We start from the raw sequence: 17,038 nt of genomic DNA, 5'->3' as shown, positions 1-17,038 counted from the left end.
TTCCCTTCCCTTCCCCTCCCTTCGCTTCCGCTCCCTCAGGAGGACCGGCCATGAAGGTCGTCGTCGACATGAACAAGTGCCAGGACCACGGCCAGTGCGTCTTCGCGGCCCCCGACGTCTTCTCGCTGGACGACACGGGCCACCTCGTGTACGTCTCCGACGCGGACGACGCGCTGCGCGACGAGGTCGAGGAAGCGGCCGACGTCTGCCCGCTCCAGGCCATCCGGATCGAGGGCTGAGATGAACGCGCGCATCGTGGTGGCCGGCGCCTCCATGGCCGGCCTGCGCGCCGCCGAGCAGCTGCGCGCGGCGGGCTGGACCGGCGTGATCACCCTCGTCGGCGACGAGCCGCACATGCCCTACAACCGGCCGCCCCTCTCCAAGGAGGTCCTGGCCGGCAAGGCCCCCTTCGAGTCCCTCGCCTTCCGCCCGCGCGCGAGTGTGTCGGACGTGGAGTGGCGGCTGGGGCGGCGGGTCGTCTCCGCCGGGCTGGACGAGCGGACGGTCCGGCTCGACGACGGCGGCGTGCTGTCGTACGACGCACTGGTCGTCGCCACCGGGATGCGCCCCCGGCGCCTGAACTGTCCGGGACCGCTCGCCGGCCGGCACACGGTCCGCACCCTCGACGACGCCCAGGGCCTGCGCGAGGAGCTGACCCGGCCCGGTGCCCGGGTCGTCGTGGTCGGAGCCGGCTTCATCGGCTGCGAGGTCGCCGCGACCGCGGTGGGACTCGGTGTCGCCGAGGTGACGGTCGTCGATCCGCTGCCGCTGCCGATGGCCGGGCCGCTCGGAGAGCTGCTGGGCCGGGCACTGCTCGCGCGGCACGAGGACCGTGGAGTGCGCTTCGCGCTGGACGTGGGGGTGGCCGGGTTCACCGGCGAGGACCGGGTCACCGGTGTGATGCTGAGTGACGGTTCCGTGCTCCCCGCGGACGTGGTGGTCGAGTCGGTCGGATCGGTCGCCAACACGGAGTGGCTCGACGGCAACGGCCTCGATCTGCGTGACGGCGTGCTGACCGACGAACTGCTGCGGGCCGGCGGCCGCCCGGAGGTGGTGGCCGTCGGCGACGTGGCCCGGTTCCCCAACGCCCGCTACGACGGTGTACCGCGTCGCGTCGAGCACTGGTCCATCCCGACCGACAGCGCCAAGCACGCGGCCAAGGCGCTGGTGCGTCATCTTTCCGGAGAGCCGGCGGAGTTGACGCCGTTCGCGCCACTGCCCACCTTCTGGAGCGATCAGCACGACTTCCGGCTCCAGTCCTTCGGCGCGCCCGTGCTCGGCAAGGACGACGTCCGGGTCCTCGACGGCGACCCCGACGGGGACGTGCTCGTCGGCTACCACCGCGACGATCGGCTCGTCGGTGTCGTGGCACTCGGCGGCCAGGCCGTCGCCGCGTCCGCCGCCCGCTACCGCACCGAACTGCTCAAGCAGCCCGCCCTCACTGTTTAAGGAGCCCCAAGTGGCCAGTCTCCGTGGTTACTTCCATCCGAAGACGGCGAGCGGTGCCTCGTCGCTGATTCCCTCGCCGCCGTGGCGGTACTCCGGTGACCTGCTCACGGTCGAGTACCGGACCGACCCCGCGCGGGTGCGTGAACTGCTGCCCGAGCCGCTGGAGTTGGCCGACGAGGATCCGGGCGCGGTCGCGCTGATCTGGGCCGACTGGCAGTCCTGCTCCGCGTCGGGGGAGGAACTGCTCGACCCGGTGCTCTCCCAGTACAAGGAGGCGTTCGCGGTCGTGCGCTGCAAGTACCGGGGGCAGACGTACTCGCGGTGCGTCTACATCTGGGTCGACAAGGACTTCGCGATCGCCCGCGGGCTGCACCAGGGGTATCCGAAGAAGCTCGGGTCGATCCACCAGACGCGGCCGCATCCGTACGGGCCCGCTCCGCGGATCGAGGCCGGCGCCCGGTTCGGGGCGACGCTGGCGGCCGCGGACCGGCGGTTGGCCCAGGCGGTGGTGACGCTGCGGGAGCCTTCCGGGACGAACGGGTTCGTCAACGGACACCCGATGGCTCATCACCGGTGGCTGCCGTCGATCGAGAAGGGGAAGGGGCTGGCGCTGGACGAGTTGATCGAGTCCGGGGCGGCGTCCTTCGAGGGCGGTCAGCCGTGGGTCGGTGACGCCGAGTTGGAGCTGTTCGAGGCGCCCACGGAGGAGCTGGCCCGGCTGGAGATCCGGGAGCCGATCGCCGCGTACTACCGGCAGGTCGGGGTGGTTTGGGATGGCGGTCGCCTGCTGGAGAGTGGGATGTCCGGAGCGGCTGCCGGGTGAGGCCGGTGGTGTGGTGCGGGTGCGTTGTGGCTGGTCGCGCCCACGCGGCGGTAGCCGCTAATTCAACACAGCCCCGCGTCCCTGAGCGGGTCCGCTTCCCCTCTTTCGCATAGGAGCTGTTCTCATGACCGACAAGATCATCGTCGCCGGTGTCTCCGTCGACACCCGGCACTGGATCGGCGGTGAACGTGTCGCCTCCGCAGAGACGTTCACCGACCACTCGCCCATCGACGGGCAACCGATCGGCGAGATCGCCCGTGGCGGTCCCGCCGAGGCTCAAGCCGCCGTCGCCGCCGCCAAGGCGGCCTTCCCCGGCTGGGCCGCCACTCCCCGTGCCGAGCGCGCACGCCTCCTCCATGCCATCGCCGACGGTGTCGAGAAGCGGATCGAAGAGCTCGCGATCGTCGAGACCACCGACAACGGTGCGCTCCTGCGCTCCCACCGCCGTGGCGTCATGCCCCGCGTCGCTCACAACTTCCGGTTCTTCGCCGACTGGCTGCTGACGCTGGAGCACGACGACTTCGAGACCCGCGGGCACACCAACCACGTCAGCTGGGATCCCGCCGGGCCGTGTGTGCTGATCACGCCGTGGAACGCGCCGCTGATGCTGGCCACCTGGAAGGTCGCCCCGGCACTGGCCGCCGGGAACACCGTGGTCCTCAAGCCCGCCGAGTGGACCCCGCTGACCGCCTCCCTCCTCGCCGACATCGCCGCCGAGGCCGGGCTGCCGGCCGGTGTCCTGAACGTCGTGCAGGGTTACGGCGCCGAGATCGGCGACGCGCTCACCTCGCACCCGGACGTGCGCCGGATCAGCTTCACCGGGTCCGTGCCCACCGCCCAGCGGATCGCCGCCTCGGCCGCCGGCAACCTGACGCCCTTGAGTCTCGAACTCGGCGGCAAGTCCCCCCTGCTGGTGTTCGCGGACGCCGATCTCGACCTCGCCGTGGACCTCGCGGTGGAGCAGTACGACAACGCCGGGCAGGTCTGTCTGGCGGGCACTCGGCTGCTCGTCGAGGAGTCCGTCGCCGAGGAGTTCACCCGACGGTTCGTGGTGAAGGCGAGCGCCTTGCAGCAGGGTGACCCGCGGGACGAGAGCACCGATGTCGGGCCCAACATCCACCCCCGTCAGCTGGAGAAGATCGACGGGTTCGTGCAGCGGGCGATCGCGGCCGGAGCCCGTGCGGTCATCGGAGGCAGCCGCAACGACGGGCAGTTCTACGCGCCCACCCTGCTCACCGATGTCGCGCAGGACAGCGAGGTCGTCCAGGAGGAGGTCTTCGGGCCGGTCCTGACCCTCCAGACCTTCACCGACGAGGACGAGGCCGTCCGGCTCGCCAACGACACCCGGTTCGGGCTCGCCGCCACCCTCGCCACCGGCGACCCCGAGCGCGCCGAGCGTGTCACCGCGCAGCTGGTCGCGGGCACGGTCTGGGTCAACTGCTTCTTCGTCCGCGACCTCCAGGCACCCTTCGGCGGCTCCCGCCTCTCCGGTGTCGGACGCGAGGGCGGCACCTGGAGCTTCGACTTCTACTGCGACCTGAAGAACACCGTCACCGCACCGAAGGGCTGGAAGGATCATGGGTGAGATCGTCGGGGCGGGGCTCCTCGCCCACGTCCCCACCATCGTGCTGCCGGAGGCCGACCGGCTGGAGCTCAACGAGGGCAAGGAGATCACCCTTGTCACCGGTCTGCGGGAGCTGCGCCGGGAGGTGTTCGAGCGGGACGACTACGACACCGTCGTCGTCCTCGACTCGCACTGGGCCACCACCGTCGAGTTCGTGGTCACCGCCCAGCAGCGGCGGGCCGGGCTGTTCACCTCCGAGGAACTGCCGCGCGGGATGTGCCGGATGCCGTACGACTTCCCCGGCGATCCCGAACTCGCCCGCAACATCGAGAAGTTCGCCGACAAGCACAGCACCTGGATCACCGCGATCGACGACGAGTACCTGCCGATCTACTACGCCACCATCAACCTCTGGAAGTACCTGGGCGAGGGACTGTCCGACAAGCGGTGGGTGACCATCGGGGTCTGCCAGACCGGGGACATGGAGGACCATCTGCGGCTCGGCCGGGCGCTCGCGGACGGGATCGCCGCCACCCCGGGGCGGCGCGTGCTGCTCATCGCCTCCGGCGCCCTCTCCCACACCTTCTGGCCGCTGCGCGAACTGCGCGACCACGAGGCCAGCGACCCGGTGCACATCCGTACGCCCGAGGCACGGGAAGCGGACTACGAACGCATCGGGTGGTTCAAGGAGGGCCGGCACGACAAGGTCCTCGACACCATGGACGCGTTCTGGAAGGTCAAGCCCGAGGCGAAGTTCTTCCACTACCTGATGATGGCCGGCGCCCTCGGCGGACAGGCCTGCGTGGCCAAGGCCCGGCAGTACGGCGAGTACGAGAACTCCGTCGGCACCGGCCAGGTCCACCTGTGGTTCGACCGGCCTGCCGACGGCTGGACCGGCACGGGCGAGCCCATGACGACCACCGCACCCCACCACCCGCACCGCCGCGCCTAGGAGGCCCGCCCATGCCCGAATACCGCCGCATCCTCCTCGACGGCGCCGCCGTCCAGGTCACCGTCGACGGGGACGAACTCGTCGCCGGGGACGGGCGCCGAGTGAAGACCGAGGACGCCCAGCACCTGCCGCCGGTCGTGCCGTCCAAGGTCATCGCCGTCCACCTCAACCACCGAAGCCGCGTCGACGAGTTCCGGATCGAACTGCCCGACACCCCGACCTACTTCCACAAGCCGACGTCCTCCCTCAACTCCCACAAGGGCGCCATCGTCCGGCCCGAGGGCTGCAAGTGGCTCAACTACGAGGGCGAGGTCGCCATCGTGATCGGCAGGACCGCGCGGAACGTCTCGCCGGCCGAGGCGGGGGAGTACATCGCCGGGTACACCGTCGCCAACGACTACGGGCTGCACGACTTCCGCGACACCGACGCCGGGTCCATGCTGAGGGTGAAGGGATCGGACACGCTGTGCCCGCTCGGCCCGGGGCTGGTCACCGACTGGGACTTCCACGGCAAGCGGCTGCGGACGTACGTCAACGGCGAGGTCGTCCAGGACGGATCCACCGACGAGATGAAGTGGGACATGCACTACCTCGTCGCCGACATCGCCCGCACGATCACGCTGTACCCGGGCGATGTGCTTCTCTCCGGCACTCCGGCCAACTCCCGCCCGGTCCAGCCCGGCGACGTCGTCGAGGTGGAGGTCGAAGGCCTCGGGCGGCTGACCAACCACATCGTCACCGGACCCACCCCGATCCGTACCGACGTCGGCGCGCAGCCCACCGAGTCCGAGGAGGTGCTGTCCACCGCGCTCGGCGGCGACTGGGAGTTCCGTGGCATCCGAGCCCCCCGCCGGTAGCCGCCTCGACCTGCGGCGGGGCCCGGCGGGTAGGGTCGCGACCATGACCGAATCCGCCGGGACCCCGCAGCCGTCCGACGCCCGGTCGCGCAAGCGGCTCGGGTACGGGGAGGGGCGCGAGGCGCTGCTCAAGGCCGCGGTCCGGGTCGTCGGACGGCGGGGGCTGCGTCACCTCACCTACCGTGCCGTGGCCGAGGAAGCCGGGGTCACCCATGGTCTGGTCGTCCACCACTTCGGCTCCCGGGACGCGCTGATCGAGGAGTCCCTCGCCTACGCCGTGCGCCTCAGCCTCACCAGCAGCCTGCTGGAGCCCGGCACCGGGAGGCCCGAGGACTTCGTGACCGGGCTGACGGACATGGTGGAGGACGAGGCGGACGTCCAGGCGTACCAGTACGAGCTGCTCCTGGAGGCCCGTCGCCGCCCCGAGCTGCTGCCGCAGGTCCGCGAGCTGTACGGCGAGTACTTCGGCGCCTCCCAGCGCGAGCTGGCCCGCATACTGCCCGACGACGCGAGCCCGGCGTTCAACCGGCTCGTCTTCGCCGCGCTGGACGGCCTGGTGCTGCACCAGCTCACCGGCATCGGCGACCGCGCGGACACCGAGGCCGCCCTCGCCGAGCTGCGTGCGCTGCTGCGCACCCTGGGCGAGCGGCCGCCGGAGAACCGCGACTGAGCGTGCCCGACCCGGAACCCCCCGTCGCGGTCGCGCCGGGGGGTTCGCCATGCCCCGGGAGCGGTGGTTTCCCCGGCGTAAATTCCCTTCCCGACCCCCTTGCCAGATGGATAGCTCCAGCACACCATAAGGCAACTCGTTTGGCTCAAAACGAAAACTCCTCCCTTCCCCTCAGCAGGTGATCCGAGTGGACAGTCAGACGGTCGACGCCTCTCCGCAGACCGGAGAGGGCCGCCCCGCGGCCACCCTCAAACGCAACGCCCTGGGTGTCCTGGGCATCCTCTTCTTCGTCCTGTCCGCGCAGGCGCCGCTCACAGGTATCGCGGGTGCCGTCCCGATCGCCGTCGCCGTCGGCAACGGGGCCGGAGCCCCGGCCGCCTACGCCATCGCCGGAGCGGTGATCCTGCTCTTCTCCGTGGGCTTCGTCGCCATGGGCCGGCACGTCGTGAACGCCGGCGCCTTCTACACGTACATCGGCAAGGGACTCGGGCGGACGACGGGCAGCGGCAGCGCGGCCGTGGCGCTGTTCGCCTACTGCACGGTCCAGGCCGCGATGTACGGCCTGTACGGATTCACCGTCAGCGGGCTGGTCGAGCACTACTCCGGCGCGCACATCGCCTGGTGGGTGTGGGCCCTGGTGACCATGGTCGTCGTCCAGGTGCTGGGCGCGGCAGGCATCGAACTGGGCGCCAAGGTGCTCGCCGTGTTCGTGCTCGCCGAGTTCAGCATCCTGCTCGTCTTCGCGCTGGTCACCTTCGTCAAGGGCGGCGGCCCCGAGGGCCTCGACTTCGGCGGTACGTTCTCGCCGGGCGCCGTGCTCCAGGGTGCGCCCGGCGTGGCCCTGATGTTCGCCGTAGCCTCCATGTTCGGCTTCGAGGCCACCGCCATCTACGGCGAGGAGGCCCGCGAGCCCCACAAGACCGTCCCCCGGGCCACCTATCTGTCGGTCACCGTGGTCACCGGCTTCTTCGCCTTCGTCTCCTGGATGCTGGTCTCGTCCTACGGCCCCTCGAAGGTCACCGCGGCCGCGGGCAAGGCCCTCTCCGGCGGTGACTCCACGGTGTTCGTGTTCGCACCGATCGCCGCCCAGTTCGGCGGCTGGGTCAACGACGTACTGCCGATCCTGCTCGCCACCTCCCTGTTCGCCGGCATCCTCGCCTTCCACAACTCCGCCAACCGCTACCTGTTCTCCCTCAGCCGCGAGGGCCTGCTGCCGGAGCGGCTGCGCACCCTCAACCACCGGCACTCGCCCTGGGTCGCGGGCATCGTCCAGACGGCGATCGCGGTGCTGCTCGTGATGCCCTTCGCCCTCGCCGGCAAGGACCCGGTCCTCACCCTCTTCTCCTGGTTCAGCGGTGTCGGGGTCCTGGCCTGCATGCTCCTGTACTTCCTGACCTCGGTCTCGGTGATCGTCTTCTTCCGCCGCCGCCGCCTCGACACCCGGCCCTGGAACACCCTGATCGCCCCCGCCCTCGGCGCCCTCGGCATCGCCGCCGTTATCTGGCTCGTGCTCACCAACTTCACGACCCTGATCGGCGGCGACGCCACCACGGCCACCTGGCTGGTCCTGGCCGTGCCCGCGGTGCTGCTCCTCGGAGCGGGGACCGCGCGGATCGTCCACGGTCGCTGACCCACCTCCGCCGGGCCCGGCCGCCGAGCGGCCGGGCCCCGACCTCCCGACGGGATCACCATGCTGGATCTGACCCACGACGAACTGCTCGGCCGGGCCAAGACGCTCGACCTGCCCGCACAGCATCACATCGACGGGACCGACGAACCCGGCGGAGGAGCGGCCTTCGAGGTCGTCTCGCCGCGCGACGGGCAGGTCCTCACCCGGGTCGGTGACGCCGGTCAGGCCGAGGTCGACCACGCGGTGGCCGCCGCCCGCCGCGCCTTCGACTCCGGCCCCTGGCCGCGTCTGGCCCCCGCCGAACGCGGCCGGATCCTGCTGCGCATGGCCGAACTCCTCGAAGAACACCGGGAGAAGCTCGCCCTCACCATCACCCTGGAGATGGGCAAGCCGATCACCGAGGCGTACGCCATCGAACTCCGTGCCGCGATCAACACCTTCCGCTGGTACGGGCAGTTGGCCGACAAGCTCACCGACGAGTCCCCGCACACCGCCCCCGACGCCCTCGCCCTGGTCACCCGCGAGCCGACCGGTGTCGTCGGCGCGGTGGTCCCCTGGAACTTCCCTCTCACCCTTGCCAGTTGGAAGGTGGCCCCGGCGCTCGCGGCCGGCTGCACGGTGGTGCTGAAGCCGTCCGAGTCCTCCCCGCTCTCCGCCCTGCTGCTGGGCCGGATCGGCACCGAGGCCGGACTTCCGCCGGGCGTCCTGAACGTCGTCACCGGCGACGGCCCCACCGCCGGGCGGGCCATCGGCCTCCACCCGGACGTCGACGTCCTGGCCTTCACCGGCTCCACCGCCGTCGGCCGCCACTTCCTGCGCTACTCCGCGGACTCCAACCTCAAGCGGGTCTGGCTGGAGCTGGGCGGCAAGTCACCCAACATCATCCTTCCCGACGCCCCCGACCTGGACCGGGCCGCGGCCACCGCCGCCTGGGGCATCTTCTTCAACCAGGGCGAGATGTGCACCGCGCCCTCCCGGCTCCTGGTCCACTCCTCGATCGCCGAGCGGGTGACGGACGCGATCGTGCGCCGGGCCGAGGCGCTGCGGATCGGTGACCCCCTCGACCCGGCGACGGAGATGGGCGCGCTGGTCGGGGAGGCCCACCTGGGGCGGGTGCAGGAGCGCATCGCGACCGGGTGCGAGCAGGGCGCCCGGCTGCGCACGGGTGGCGTACGCACCCTCGCCGAGACCGGCGGCAGCTATCTGCGGCCGACCGTCTTCGACCGCGTCGACCCCGGTATGCGTCTCGCCCGGGAGGAGATCTTCGGCCCCGTCCTGTCCGTCCTCGCCTTCGACGACCTGGACGAGGCGGTCCGGCTCGCCAACGCCACCGAGTACGGGCTCGCGGCCGGTCTGTGGACCTCCGACCTCGCCACCGCGCACCGGGTCTCCCGCGCGCTGAAGGCCGGCACGGTCTGGGTGAACTGCTACGAGGAGGGCGACCTGAGCGTGCCCTTCGGCGGGATGAAGCAGTCCGGAAACGGGCGGGACAAGTCCGCGCACGCGATCGACAAGTACACCGAACTCAAGACGACCTGGATCCAGCTGTGACCCGTCCGCTCATCGCCGTACCCGCCCGCTTCTCCGCCACCACCTCGGCCCTGCGGTTCGCCGCCGAGGTCAACGCCCGGTCCCTGATCGAGGCCGTCTGGCGGGCCGGCGGCGAGCCCGCGAGCATCCACCCCGCCGACACCGGCGTGGCCGACCGGCTGGCCCGCTTCGACGGAGTGCTGCTGCCCGGCGGCGGTGACCTCGCCCCGTACCGCTACGGCGCCGGTGACACCCACGACAGCGTCTACGACGTCGACGACCTCCAGGACACCTTCGACCTCGAAGTCGCCCGCCACGCCGTCGAGTCGGGCCTGCCCCTGCTCGCGATCTGCCGTGGACTCCAGGCCGTGAACGTGGCGTTGGGCGGCACACTGGAACAGGACATGGACACCGGCCATCGCCATCTGGTGCACCCGGTGCGCATCAGTGCCGGCTCTCGGCTCGAACAGGCCACGGGGGCCGAGAAGCTGGACGCCTCCTGCTACCACCATCAGCGCGTGGACCGCCTCGGCACCGGCCTCGCCGTCACCGCGACCGCGGTGGACGGCACGGTCGAGGGAGTCGAACTCGTCGACGGCCGGGGCTGGTTCACCGCCGTGCAGTGGCACCCCGAGGACACCGCGCACGAAGACCCCGTACAGCAGCGGCTGTTCGACGCGTTCGTCCGGGCCGCGGCCGCCTGATCAGCTGCCCTGATCAGCCGCCCGGATCAGGCCTTGGGGCGCCGGCCGCTGCGGCGCGGCGCGGGCTCGGCCCCGTCCAGCAGCTCGCGCCGGCGCTCCTCGCCGTGTTCCTCGACCTGGAGCACGACCCGCCGCAGCCCCTCCGCGAGGCTGCGGCACTCGGCGTCGCTGAGCCCGGAGGTCACGAAGGCCTCCTCCTCGTTGAACGCCGGGAACACCCGCTGCATCAGCTCCTCGCCCTCGTCCGTGAGGCTGAGCAGCACCAGGCGGCCGTCGCTCGGATGCCCGGCCCGGCTCAGCAGCCCCCGCGACTCCAGCGTCCGGGCCACCCCGGTGAGCGTGCCCTTGGAGATCCCGGCCTCCTCCGCCACATGCCGGGTCTCCGACTCGCCCCACACCCAGACGACCCACAGCACCACGAACGCCGTCCAGGTCAGGTCCGAGCCGCGCAGCACCGAGTTCTCCAGGTGCTGGCGTACGGCGGAGGCGGCCCGGTAGATGTTCGCCACGGCGGCCATCTGGTCCCGGCGGATCGGGGTGCCGCCGAGCTTCGCCGAGGCGAGCTTCTCGGCTTCGGTGATGGACCGCTGACCGGGCACGGACGACTCCTTCGCAATCTTCGCCGGGGACCGTGCGGGCCGGGACGGCCACACGGTCGTTCGGCCTCAAATTGTACGGTCGCCGGGCCGCGGTCGGGCCGGACGCTCACCTGGTCCAGTAGCGCAGGTTGCGGAAACGTGCCTCGGCGCGTCCGGAACCGTGGTTGTACACGCCGTTCTTGAAGTAGCGGGTGGCCGGGCCCCGGTCGTCGACCGTCAGGACGAGGGAGTCGTCGAAGTAGACCCTGATGGTGCCGGACCCGGTGCTCGCCTCATGGGCGATCTTCACGTTGAACCAGGTGTCGTACGCGTCGGTTCTGAGCACCGTGCCGTCGTAGCGCCGCACGGTGCCGCCGCCGGTGTCGTACACGTCGAGCATGATGTCCGTGGCCGGGGTCCCCGAGGGGTGGACGCTGCGCAGGATCTGGACGAAGGTCGCGCCGTCGGTGCCGGACGGGAGGTACACGTCCCCGTCCCACATGTGGTCGCCCGTGCTGTAGTCGACCTTCCAGCGCATCTCGGTGCGCGGGTCGGTGTCGCTGCCCTCCTCGAACGGCTCGTCGGTGGCGTACACCCACATCCGGTCGACGCCCCCGGCGGAACTGTGCCGGTCGCTCAGGTCCAGGTTCCAGGGCTTCTGCCAGCTGTAGGCGAACGAGGTCTGTGTCCAGCCACTGGTCGGGTCGGTGGCCGCGACGGCGGCACCGGCGGTGAGGGGGAGCGCGACCAGCGCTCCGGCGCCGGCCCGTAAGACGGATCTCCGGTTCATGGACTGTCCTTTCCTGTGCGCGAGTCGGAGGCGGGACGGAGAAGCGGCAACGCGAACGCAGGCAACCGCAATACATCGGAGGAGTCAAGGATTTGAGCATGGGTTATTCATGTGAACGTGAAGGTCGTGGCGGGTGGACGGCCGGTGCTGGCGAAATCTGATAACTGTTGGGGTTGTTGACAGACTTGTGCGGGGTCCTTAGGTTCCCGGATACACCCGATGTATCGATGATCCGTCAGGTCTGGAGGACGATGATGACCTCACAGCCGGAGGAACGTTCACCGGTGCCCCGCAGAGCCGTACTCGGTACTGCCCTGGGCGGAGCAGCGGCCGTGGCCCTGCCCGCGACCGCCCACGCGGCCCCGGCGGGACCGGCCGACGCCCGGGCCGCACATCCCTGGAAACTCCGCGACACCATGACCACCGACACCGCCTGGGACCGCTTCCTGCGCGGCCAGGATCTGCTGTGGAGCAGGCTGCCGACCCTCTGGTACGAGGGGCCGTTCCTCGGTGACGGGCTGCTCGGCAGCATGGTCTACCAGGAGCCGGGCGCCAACCAGGTCCGTTTCACCGTGCAGCACGGCCGGGTGCAGGACCACCGGCCGGAGTTCGGCAGCGGCTGGGGCACCGCCCGCCTCCCGGTCGGCCACCTCACCCTCGAACCGGCCGGCACCATCACCGCCGTCGACTGGCGGCTCAGCCTCTGGAACGCCGAGCTCACCGGCACCGTCACCACCACCGCCGGCACCCTCACCCTCGCCGCCCTCATCCACGACGAGGTCCTCGCCGTCCGAGCCACCGCCGACGGCGGTGAACAGGTCACCTGGACCTTCCATCCCGAGGAGGCCATCAGCCCCCGCAAGATCCAGGAGTCACCGCCGGCCGGTTACACCGCCAACCCGCCCTGGACCCCCCGGACCACGGCCGACGGCACCGAGCAGGTGCTCCAACCTCTCACCGGCGGCGGGCAGACGGCCACCTCCTACCGCCGTACCGGCGACGACCTGCTGCTGAGCGTCGGCCACAGCTTCCCCTCGGACACCGCCGCCGAGCGCGACTCCCGGCGGAACCTGCACAGTGCCGTGTCGTACAGCGCCCTCAGACGACGGCACACCCGCTGGTGGCACGCCTTCTACCGGAAGAGCTTCGTCTCGTTCCCCGACCAGCGGCTGCAGAGCTTCCACTGGATCCAGCTCTACAAGGTCGCCTCCGCCAGCCGCGTGGACGGCCCGGTCATGGCCACCCCCGGCCCCTGGCTGGAGCCCACCCCCTGGCCCGCCGTCTGGTGGAACCTCAACGTCCAGCTCGAATACTGGCTGATCCACGCCTTCAACCACCCGGAACTGGACTCCCTCGCCACCACCCTGCGTCAGAGTCAGGAACAGCTCACCGCCAACGTGCCCGCCGCCTACCGCACGGACAGCTCCGGCATCGGCCGCAGCTCCGACATGTTCGCCACCCGGGAGGTGGGGCAACCGGGAACCGGCGCCGAGACCGGCGACCTCACCTGGGCGCTGCACAACGTCTGGCTGTCGTACCGCCACTCCATGGACAAGTCCCTCCTGCGCGACACGATCTACCCGCTGCTGCGCCGCACGATCAACTACTACTGGCACTTCCTCACCCCGGGCAGCGACGGCAGGCTGCACCTGCCCAGCACGCTCTCGCCCGAGTATCCGGTCGTCCCGCCGCAGGACACCAACTACGACCTCGCCCTGATCCGCTGGGGCTGCCAGACCCTCCTCGACTCCGCCGAACTGCTCGGCATCGACGACGAGTTGAAGCCCCGATGGCAGGAGACACTGGCCCGGCTCACCCCGTACCCGGTCGACGACAACGGCTTCATGATCGGCGCCGACACTCCGTACGCCCAGTCCCACCGGCACTACTCCCACCTGCTGATGGTGTACCCGCTGTACCTCGTCAACTGGGACCAGCCCGAGAACCGCGACCTGATCAGCAAGTCCGTGGTCCGCTGGCACGCGCTGACCGGCGCCCACCGCGGCTACAGCTACACCGGGGCCGCCTCGATGTACGCCATGACCGGCGACGGCGACACCGCGATCGGCTATCTGCGGAAGTTCTTCGACCCCACGACCCGCTACCCCTGCCGGGCCAACACCCACTACACCGAGGCCGGTCCGGTCATCGAGACCCCGCTGTCCGCCTCGCAGTCCCTGCACGACATGTTCTGCCAGAGCTGGGGCGGGATCGTCCGCGTCTTCCCGGCCGTACCCACCGCCTGGGCGGACCTCACCCTGCACGACTTCCGCACCCAGGGCGCCTTCCTGGTCAGCGCCGTGCGGAAGGCGGGCAGTACCAGCTTCATCCGGATCCGCAGCCTGGCCGGTGAGCCCCTCAAGCTCCGGCACGGCCTGACCGGCCGGCTCACCGTCCTGCTGGACGACGGCACCCCGGCCCGTACCCACGACCTCGGCGACGGCACCCTGGCCATCGACCTGCCCCGCGGCCGTGAGGTCCTCGTGTACTCCGGCTCCCGCCCCGACCTCGTCATCGCACCCGTCGCCGTCAGCGAACCGGGCGCGGCGTGGGGACTGCCGTAACCACCGACCAGAAGGCAGGGTTCTCATGGCTGTTCGTCCCAGAAGAACCGTGGTCGCCGCGCTCTGCGCCGGACTGGCGGCCACCCTCCTGACCGCCGCGCCCGCCGCACGGGCCGAGCAGCGGCAACCGCACGCCTGGACCGTCTCCGAGGCCGCCCACGCACCCCGCGCCCGGATCTCCCTCGACGACACCACAGGCGCCCTGAGCCTCACGGTCTCCCGCGACGGCCGTACGGTCATCGAGCCGTCACCCCTCGGGATCGTGACCGAACAGGCCGATCTGTCCCAGGGGTTGCGCTTCCTGCACCGCAAGGACCGTACGGTCGACGAGCGTTACCGGGCGAAGTCCGGCAAACGCCTGGACCGCAGGGTGCACATGAACGAGACCCGGCTGTCCTTCGCCACCGTAGCCGGCGCCCGCCTCGACCTGGTCGTCCGCGCCTCCGCGGACGGCATCGCCTACCGGTACGTACTCCCCGCCCGACTCGGCGACGTCCTCGGTGAGACCTCCGCCTTCGACCTGCCGTCGGACGCGGGCGCCTGGCTCAGCACCTACCGGGTGGACAACGAGGGCCAGTTCAACCAGTACACCGCCGCGACCGCCCCCACCGGCGCATATTCCGACCAGGCCCTCTTCGTCACCGACGGCGGCTACACCCTGCTCGCCGAGTCCGACCTCACCGGCACCTACTCCGGCGCGCGGCTCGCCCACACCCAGGGCAGCGGCACCTACCGCGTCCAGCTCGCCGACGACCGCGTCCACACCGACGGCCCCCTCACCACCCCCTGGCGGGCCATGATCACCGGCGATCTCGCCACCGTCACCCGGTCCACCTTCACCGACGACCTCGCCCCCGCCTCCAAGGTCGCCGACACCTCCTGGATCCGCCCCGGCACCGTGCTGTGGACCTGGCTGGCCGGCGGCCGCACGGCGGGGCAGAGCCTCGACGCGCAGAAGGCGTACGTCGACTACGCGGCCCAACACCACTGGCCCTACGAAGCCGTCGACTCCGGCTGGTACTTCAAGAAGGACCAGTGGGACGTCACCGACCCCGACTGGCAGACCGACAGCTGGATGCCGGAACTCGTCGACTACGCGCGCGCCAGGGGCGTCGGGATCATCGTCTGGGTCCACCAGCGCGACCTCGACACCCCCGAGGAACGCGCCCAGTGGCTGCCCACGCTGGAGCGCTGGGGCGTCAAGGGCGTCAAGATCGACTTCATGAACTCCGAGGCGCAGTCGATGTTCCAGTGGTACGACACGATCCTCGCGGAGACCGCGGCCCACCACCTCATGGTCGACTTCCACGGCGCCACCCTCCCCAAGGGCATCCAGCGCACCTGGCCCCAGGTGATGACCATGGAGGCCGTCGGCGGAGAGGAGAAGCGCACCAACACCGCCACACACCTCACCACCCTCCCCTTCACCCGCAACGTCATCGGCTCCATGGACTTCACCCCCGGCGGCTTCCAACGCGTCGGCCTGCGCCCGAACTCGGACGCGGCCGAGGCCGGACTCACCGTCGTCTACGAGTCGGGGCTCCAGATGTTCGCGGGCACCCCGGAGTCCTACGACGCCCGGCCACTCGCCCGGGACTTCCTCGACCAGGAGCCCGCGGCCTGGGACGACACCCGCCTGCTGGCCGGCAGCCCCGGCCAGGAAGCAGTCCTCGCCCGCCGCAGCGGGGACCGCTGGTTCCTCGGCGGGGTGTACGCCGGCGCCGCCCGCACCGCCACGGTGCCGCTGACCATCGGCCGCGGACGCTGGCTGGTGGAGACGATCAGGGACGGCGCCGACGGCCTCGTCCAGGACCGTCAAGTCCTCAACGGTGGCGACGAGTTGAGCGTCGACGTCGTCGCCGACGGCGGCTTCGCCGGGATCGCCTGCCGGTGGCACCCCGGCATCACGACCTGCTACCGCTGACCGGCCGCTCGTACGCGGACGCCGTTCCCGGCAACGGCGTCCGCGCCGGGCGGTCCCGGAGAACGTCCAGGATGTTGTCGACGGCCAGGTCCACCATCGCCGCCCGGGTGCGTTCCGTCGCCGATCCGATGTGCGGCAGCGTGACGACGTACGGTTCGGCGGCCAGCGGGGAGAGCTCCGCGCCCATCGGCTCCCGCTCGAACACGTCCAGGCCCGCCGAGTGCAGGGTGCCCGCGCGGATGGCGGTGAGCAGCGCCTCCTCGTCCACCACACCCCCGCGTGAGGTGCTGACGAGCGTCGCCGTCGGCTTCATCGCGGCGAGTTCCCGGTGCGAGACGAGATGCCGGGTCTCCGCCGTGAGCGGCACATGCAGCGAGACGATGTCCGCCTCGGCCAGCAGTGTCTCCAGGTCCACCGGCGTGGAGAGGGCGTCGGCTTCGGCGGCGTACGGATCGTGGTGGAGCACGCGCATGCCGAAGCCCTGCGCGCGCCGGGCCACCGTACGGCCGATCTGGCCGTAACCGACCAGGCCGAGCGTGGCCCCGTGCACGTCCAGGCCCAGGTAGTCGTCCATGCGGAACAGGTCCCAGTCGCCCCGCGCCAGACTCGCGGCGGCGGCGCCGAGCCGTCGGCGGGCCGCGAGGATCAGGGCGAACGTGAGATCGGCGGTGGTCTCCGCGAGGACGCCCGGGGTGTGGGTGACGACGACACCGCGTTCGGCGGCGGCCGTCCGGTCCACGTTGTCGAAGCCCATGCTCGCCAGTGCCACCACCCGCAGGGACGGACCGGCGGCATCCAACAGGGCCGCGTCGACGGGGTCGTTGCCGAGGGCGAGTACGGCGGTACTGCCGGGGGCGAGCGCGGCCAGGTCTTCGGGAGCCGGCCTGCCGGTGCCGTGCCAGGGCACCAGGTCGGCCGCACCGGCCAGCCGGCACAGGCCGGAACCGGGCAGTTCTCCTCGGGTGGTGAGCACGCGAATTGCCATCGATGGCTCCAATACCGG

15 protein-coding genes are annotated in these 17,038 nt (G+C 71.0%); 12 read left to right on the top strand and 3 right to left on the bottom strand.

Features of this window, described 5'->3' with window-relative positions:
- Positions 1–50 precede the first annotated feature (50 nt).
- The 10 genes from ACIRR9_RS06810 to ACIRR9_RS06765 all read left to right on the top strand — a co-directional run bounded on the left by ACIRR9_RS06810 (position 51) and on the right by ACIRR9_RS06765 (position 10,179).
- Entirely contained in the window at positions 51–239 is a 189-nt protein-coding gene (locus tag ACIRR9_RS06810) for a ferredoxin (RefSeq protein WP_384564809.1), read from the top strand.
- A gap of 1 nt (position 240) precedes the next feature.
- Complete coding sequence (locus tag ACIRR9_RS06805) at positions 241–1,449, top strand: NAD(P)/FAD-dependent oxidoreductase (protein WP_403748346.1); 1,209 nt, start codon at positions 241–243, stop codon at positions 1,447–1,449.
- Positions 1,450–1,459: 10 nt separating this feature from the next.
- Positions 1,460–2,272, top strand: a complete 813-nt coding sequence (locus ACIRR9_RS06800; RefSeq protein ID WP_403748343.1) for an acetoacetate decarboxylase family protein — start codon at positions 1,460–1,462, stop codon at positions 2,270–2,272.
- Positions 2,273–2,396: 124 nt separating this feature from the next.
- Positions 2,397–3,857, top strand: a complete 1,461-nt coding sequence (locus tag ACIRR9_RS06795; protein ID WP_403748341.1) for an aldehyde dehydrogenase — start codon at positions 2,397–2,399, stop codon at positions 3,855–3,857.
- Positions 3,850–4,788, top strand: a complete 939-nt coding sequence (locus ACIRR9_RS06790; RefSeq protein WP_403748339.1) for a 3,4-dihydroxyphenylacetate 2,3-dioxygenase — start codon at positions 3,850–3,852, stop codon at positions 4,786–4,788. Before ACIRR9_RS06795 ends, ACIRR9_RS06790 begins: the two co-directional genes overlap by 8 nt.
- Positions 4,789–4,799: 11 nt before the next feature.
- Positions 4,800–5,645: a fumarylacetoacetate hydrolase family protein gene (locus ACIRR9_RS06785; protein ID WP_403748337.1), complete on the top strand. Its 846-nt coding sequence runs from the start codon at positions 4,800–4,802 to the stop codon at positions 5,643–5,645.
- 43 nt (positions 5,646–5,688) lie between these two features.
- Positions 5,689–6,315, top strand: a complete 627-nt coding sequence (locus ACIRR9_RS06780) for a TetR/AcrR family transcriptional regulator (RefSeq protein ID WP_403748334.1) — start codon at positions 5,689–5,691, stop codon at positions 6,313–6,315.
- 187 nt (positions 6,316–6,502) lie between these two features.
- On the top strand, positions 6,503–7,945 hold the full coding sequence (locus ACIRR9_RS06775; RefSeq protein WP_403748332.1) for an APC family permease: 1,443 nt from the start codon (positions 6,503–6,505) through the stop codon (positions 7,943–7,945).
- A gap of 60 nt (positions 7,946–8,005) precedes the next feature.
- Positions 8,006–9,496 carry an aldehyde dehydrogenase gene (locus ACIRR9_RS06770; protein WP_403748329.1) on the top strand — a complete coding sequence of 497 codons (1,491 nt, stop codon included), beginning with the start codon at positions 8,006–8,008 and terminating at the stop codon, positions 9,494–9,496.
- Positions 9,493–10,179 carry a gamma-glutamyl-gamma-aminobutyrate hydrolase family protein gene (locus tag ACIRR9_RS06765; RefSeq protein ID WP_403748328.1) on the top strand — a complete coding sequence of 229 codons (687 nt, stop codon included), beginning with the start codon at positions 9,493–9,495 and terminating at the stop codon, positions 10,177–10,179. Before ACIRR9_RS06770 ends, ACIRR9_RS06765 begins: the two co-directional genes overlap by 4 nt.
- 26 nt (positions 10,180–10,205) lie before the next feature.
- Here the strand turns inward: ACIRR9_RS06765 and ACIRR9_RS06760 are convergent, their stop codons facing one another.
- Together ACIRR9_RS06760 and ACIRR9_RS06755 are read right to left on the bottom strand one after the other, a co-directional pair.
- A complete protein-coding gene (locus ACIRR9_RS06760; protein ID WP_403748327.1) occupies positions 10,206–10,778 on the bottom strand; it encodes a MarR family winged helix-turn-helix transcriptional regulator in 573 nt (190 codons plus the stop codon).
- Between the two features lie 106 nt (positions 10,779–10,884).
- Entirely contained in the window at positions 10,885–11,547 is a 663-nt protein-coding gene (locus tag ACIRR9_RS06755; protein ID WP_403748324.1) for a polysaccharide lyase family 7 protein, read from the bottom strand.
- Between the two features lie 254 nt (positions 11,548–11,801).
- Between ACIRR9_RS06755 and ACIRR9_RS06750 the strand changes: the two genes are divergently transcribed.
- Together ACIRR9_RS06750 and ACIRR9_RS06745 are read left to right on the top strand one after the other, a co-directional pair.
- Positions 11,802–14,111 carry a glycosyl hydrolase family 95 catalytic domain-containing protein gene (locus tag ACIRR9_RS06750; RefSeq protein WP_403749002.1) on the top strand — a complete coding sequence of 770 codons (2,310 nt, stop codon included), beginning with the start codon at positions 11,802–11,804 and terminating at the stop codon, positions 14,109–14,111.
- A gap of 25 nt (positions 14,112–14,136) precedes the next feature.
- The gene (locus ACIRR9_RS06745; protein WP_403748322.1) at positions 14,137–16,035 is read left to right on the top strand and encodes a glycoside hydrolase family 97 catalytic domain-containing protein; all 1,899 of its coding nucleotides are present in this window, start codon (positions 14,137–14,139) and stop codon (positions 16,033–16,035) included.
- On the opposite strand, the gene ACIRR9_RS06740 is transcribed toward ACIRR9_RS06745, so the two are convergent.
- A complete protein-coding gene (locus tag ACIRR9_RS06740) occupies positions 16,016–17,020 on the bottom strand; it encodes a 2-hydroxyacid dehydrogenase (RefSeq protein ID WP_403748319.1) in 1,005 nt (334 codons plus the stop codon). The two genes, ACIRR9_RS06745 and ACIRR9_RS06740, sit on opposite strands and share 20 nt — an antisense overlap.
- Positions 17,021–17,038 lie beyond the last annotated feature (18 nt).

The sequence above is a fragment of the Streptomyces sp. NPDC101234 genome (assembly GCF_044767525.1).
GTDB lineage: Bacteria > Actinomycetota > Actinomycetes > Streptomycetales > Streptomycetaceae > Streptomyces > Streptomyces sasae.
Note: the sequence above shows the minus strand (reverse complement) of the source record. Positions and strands in the feature narration are given on the sequence as shown.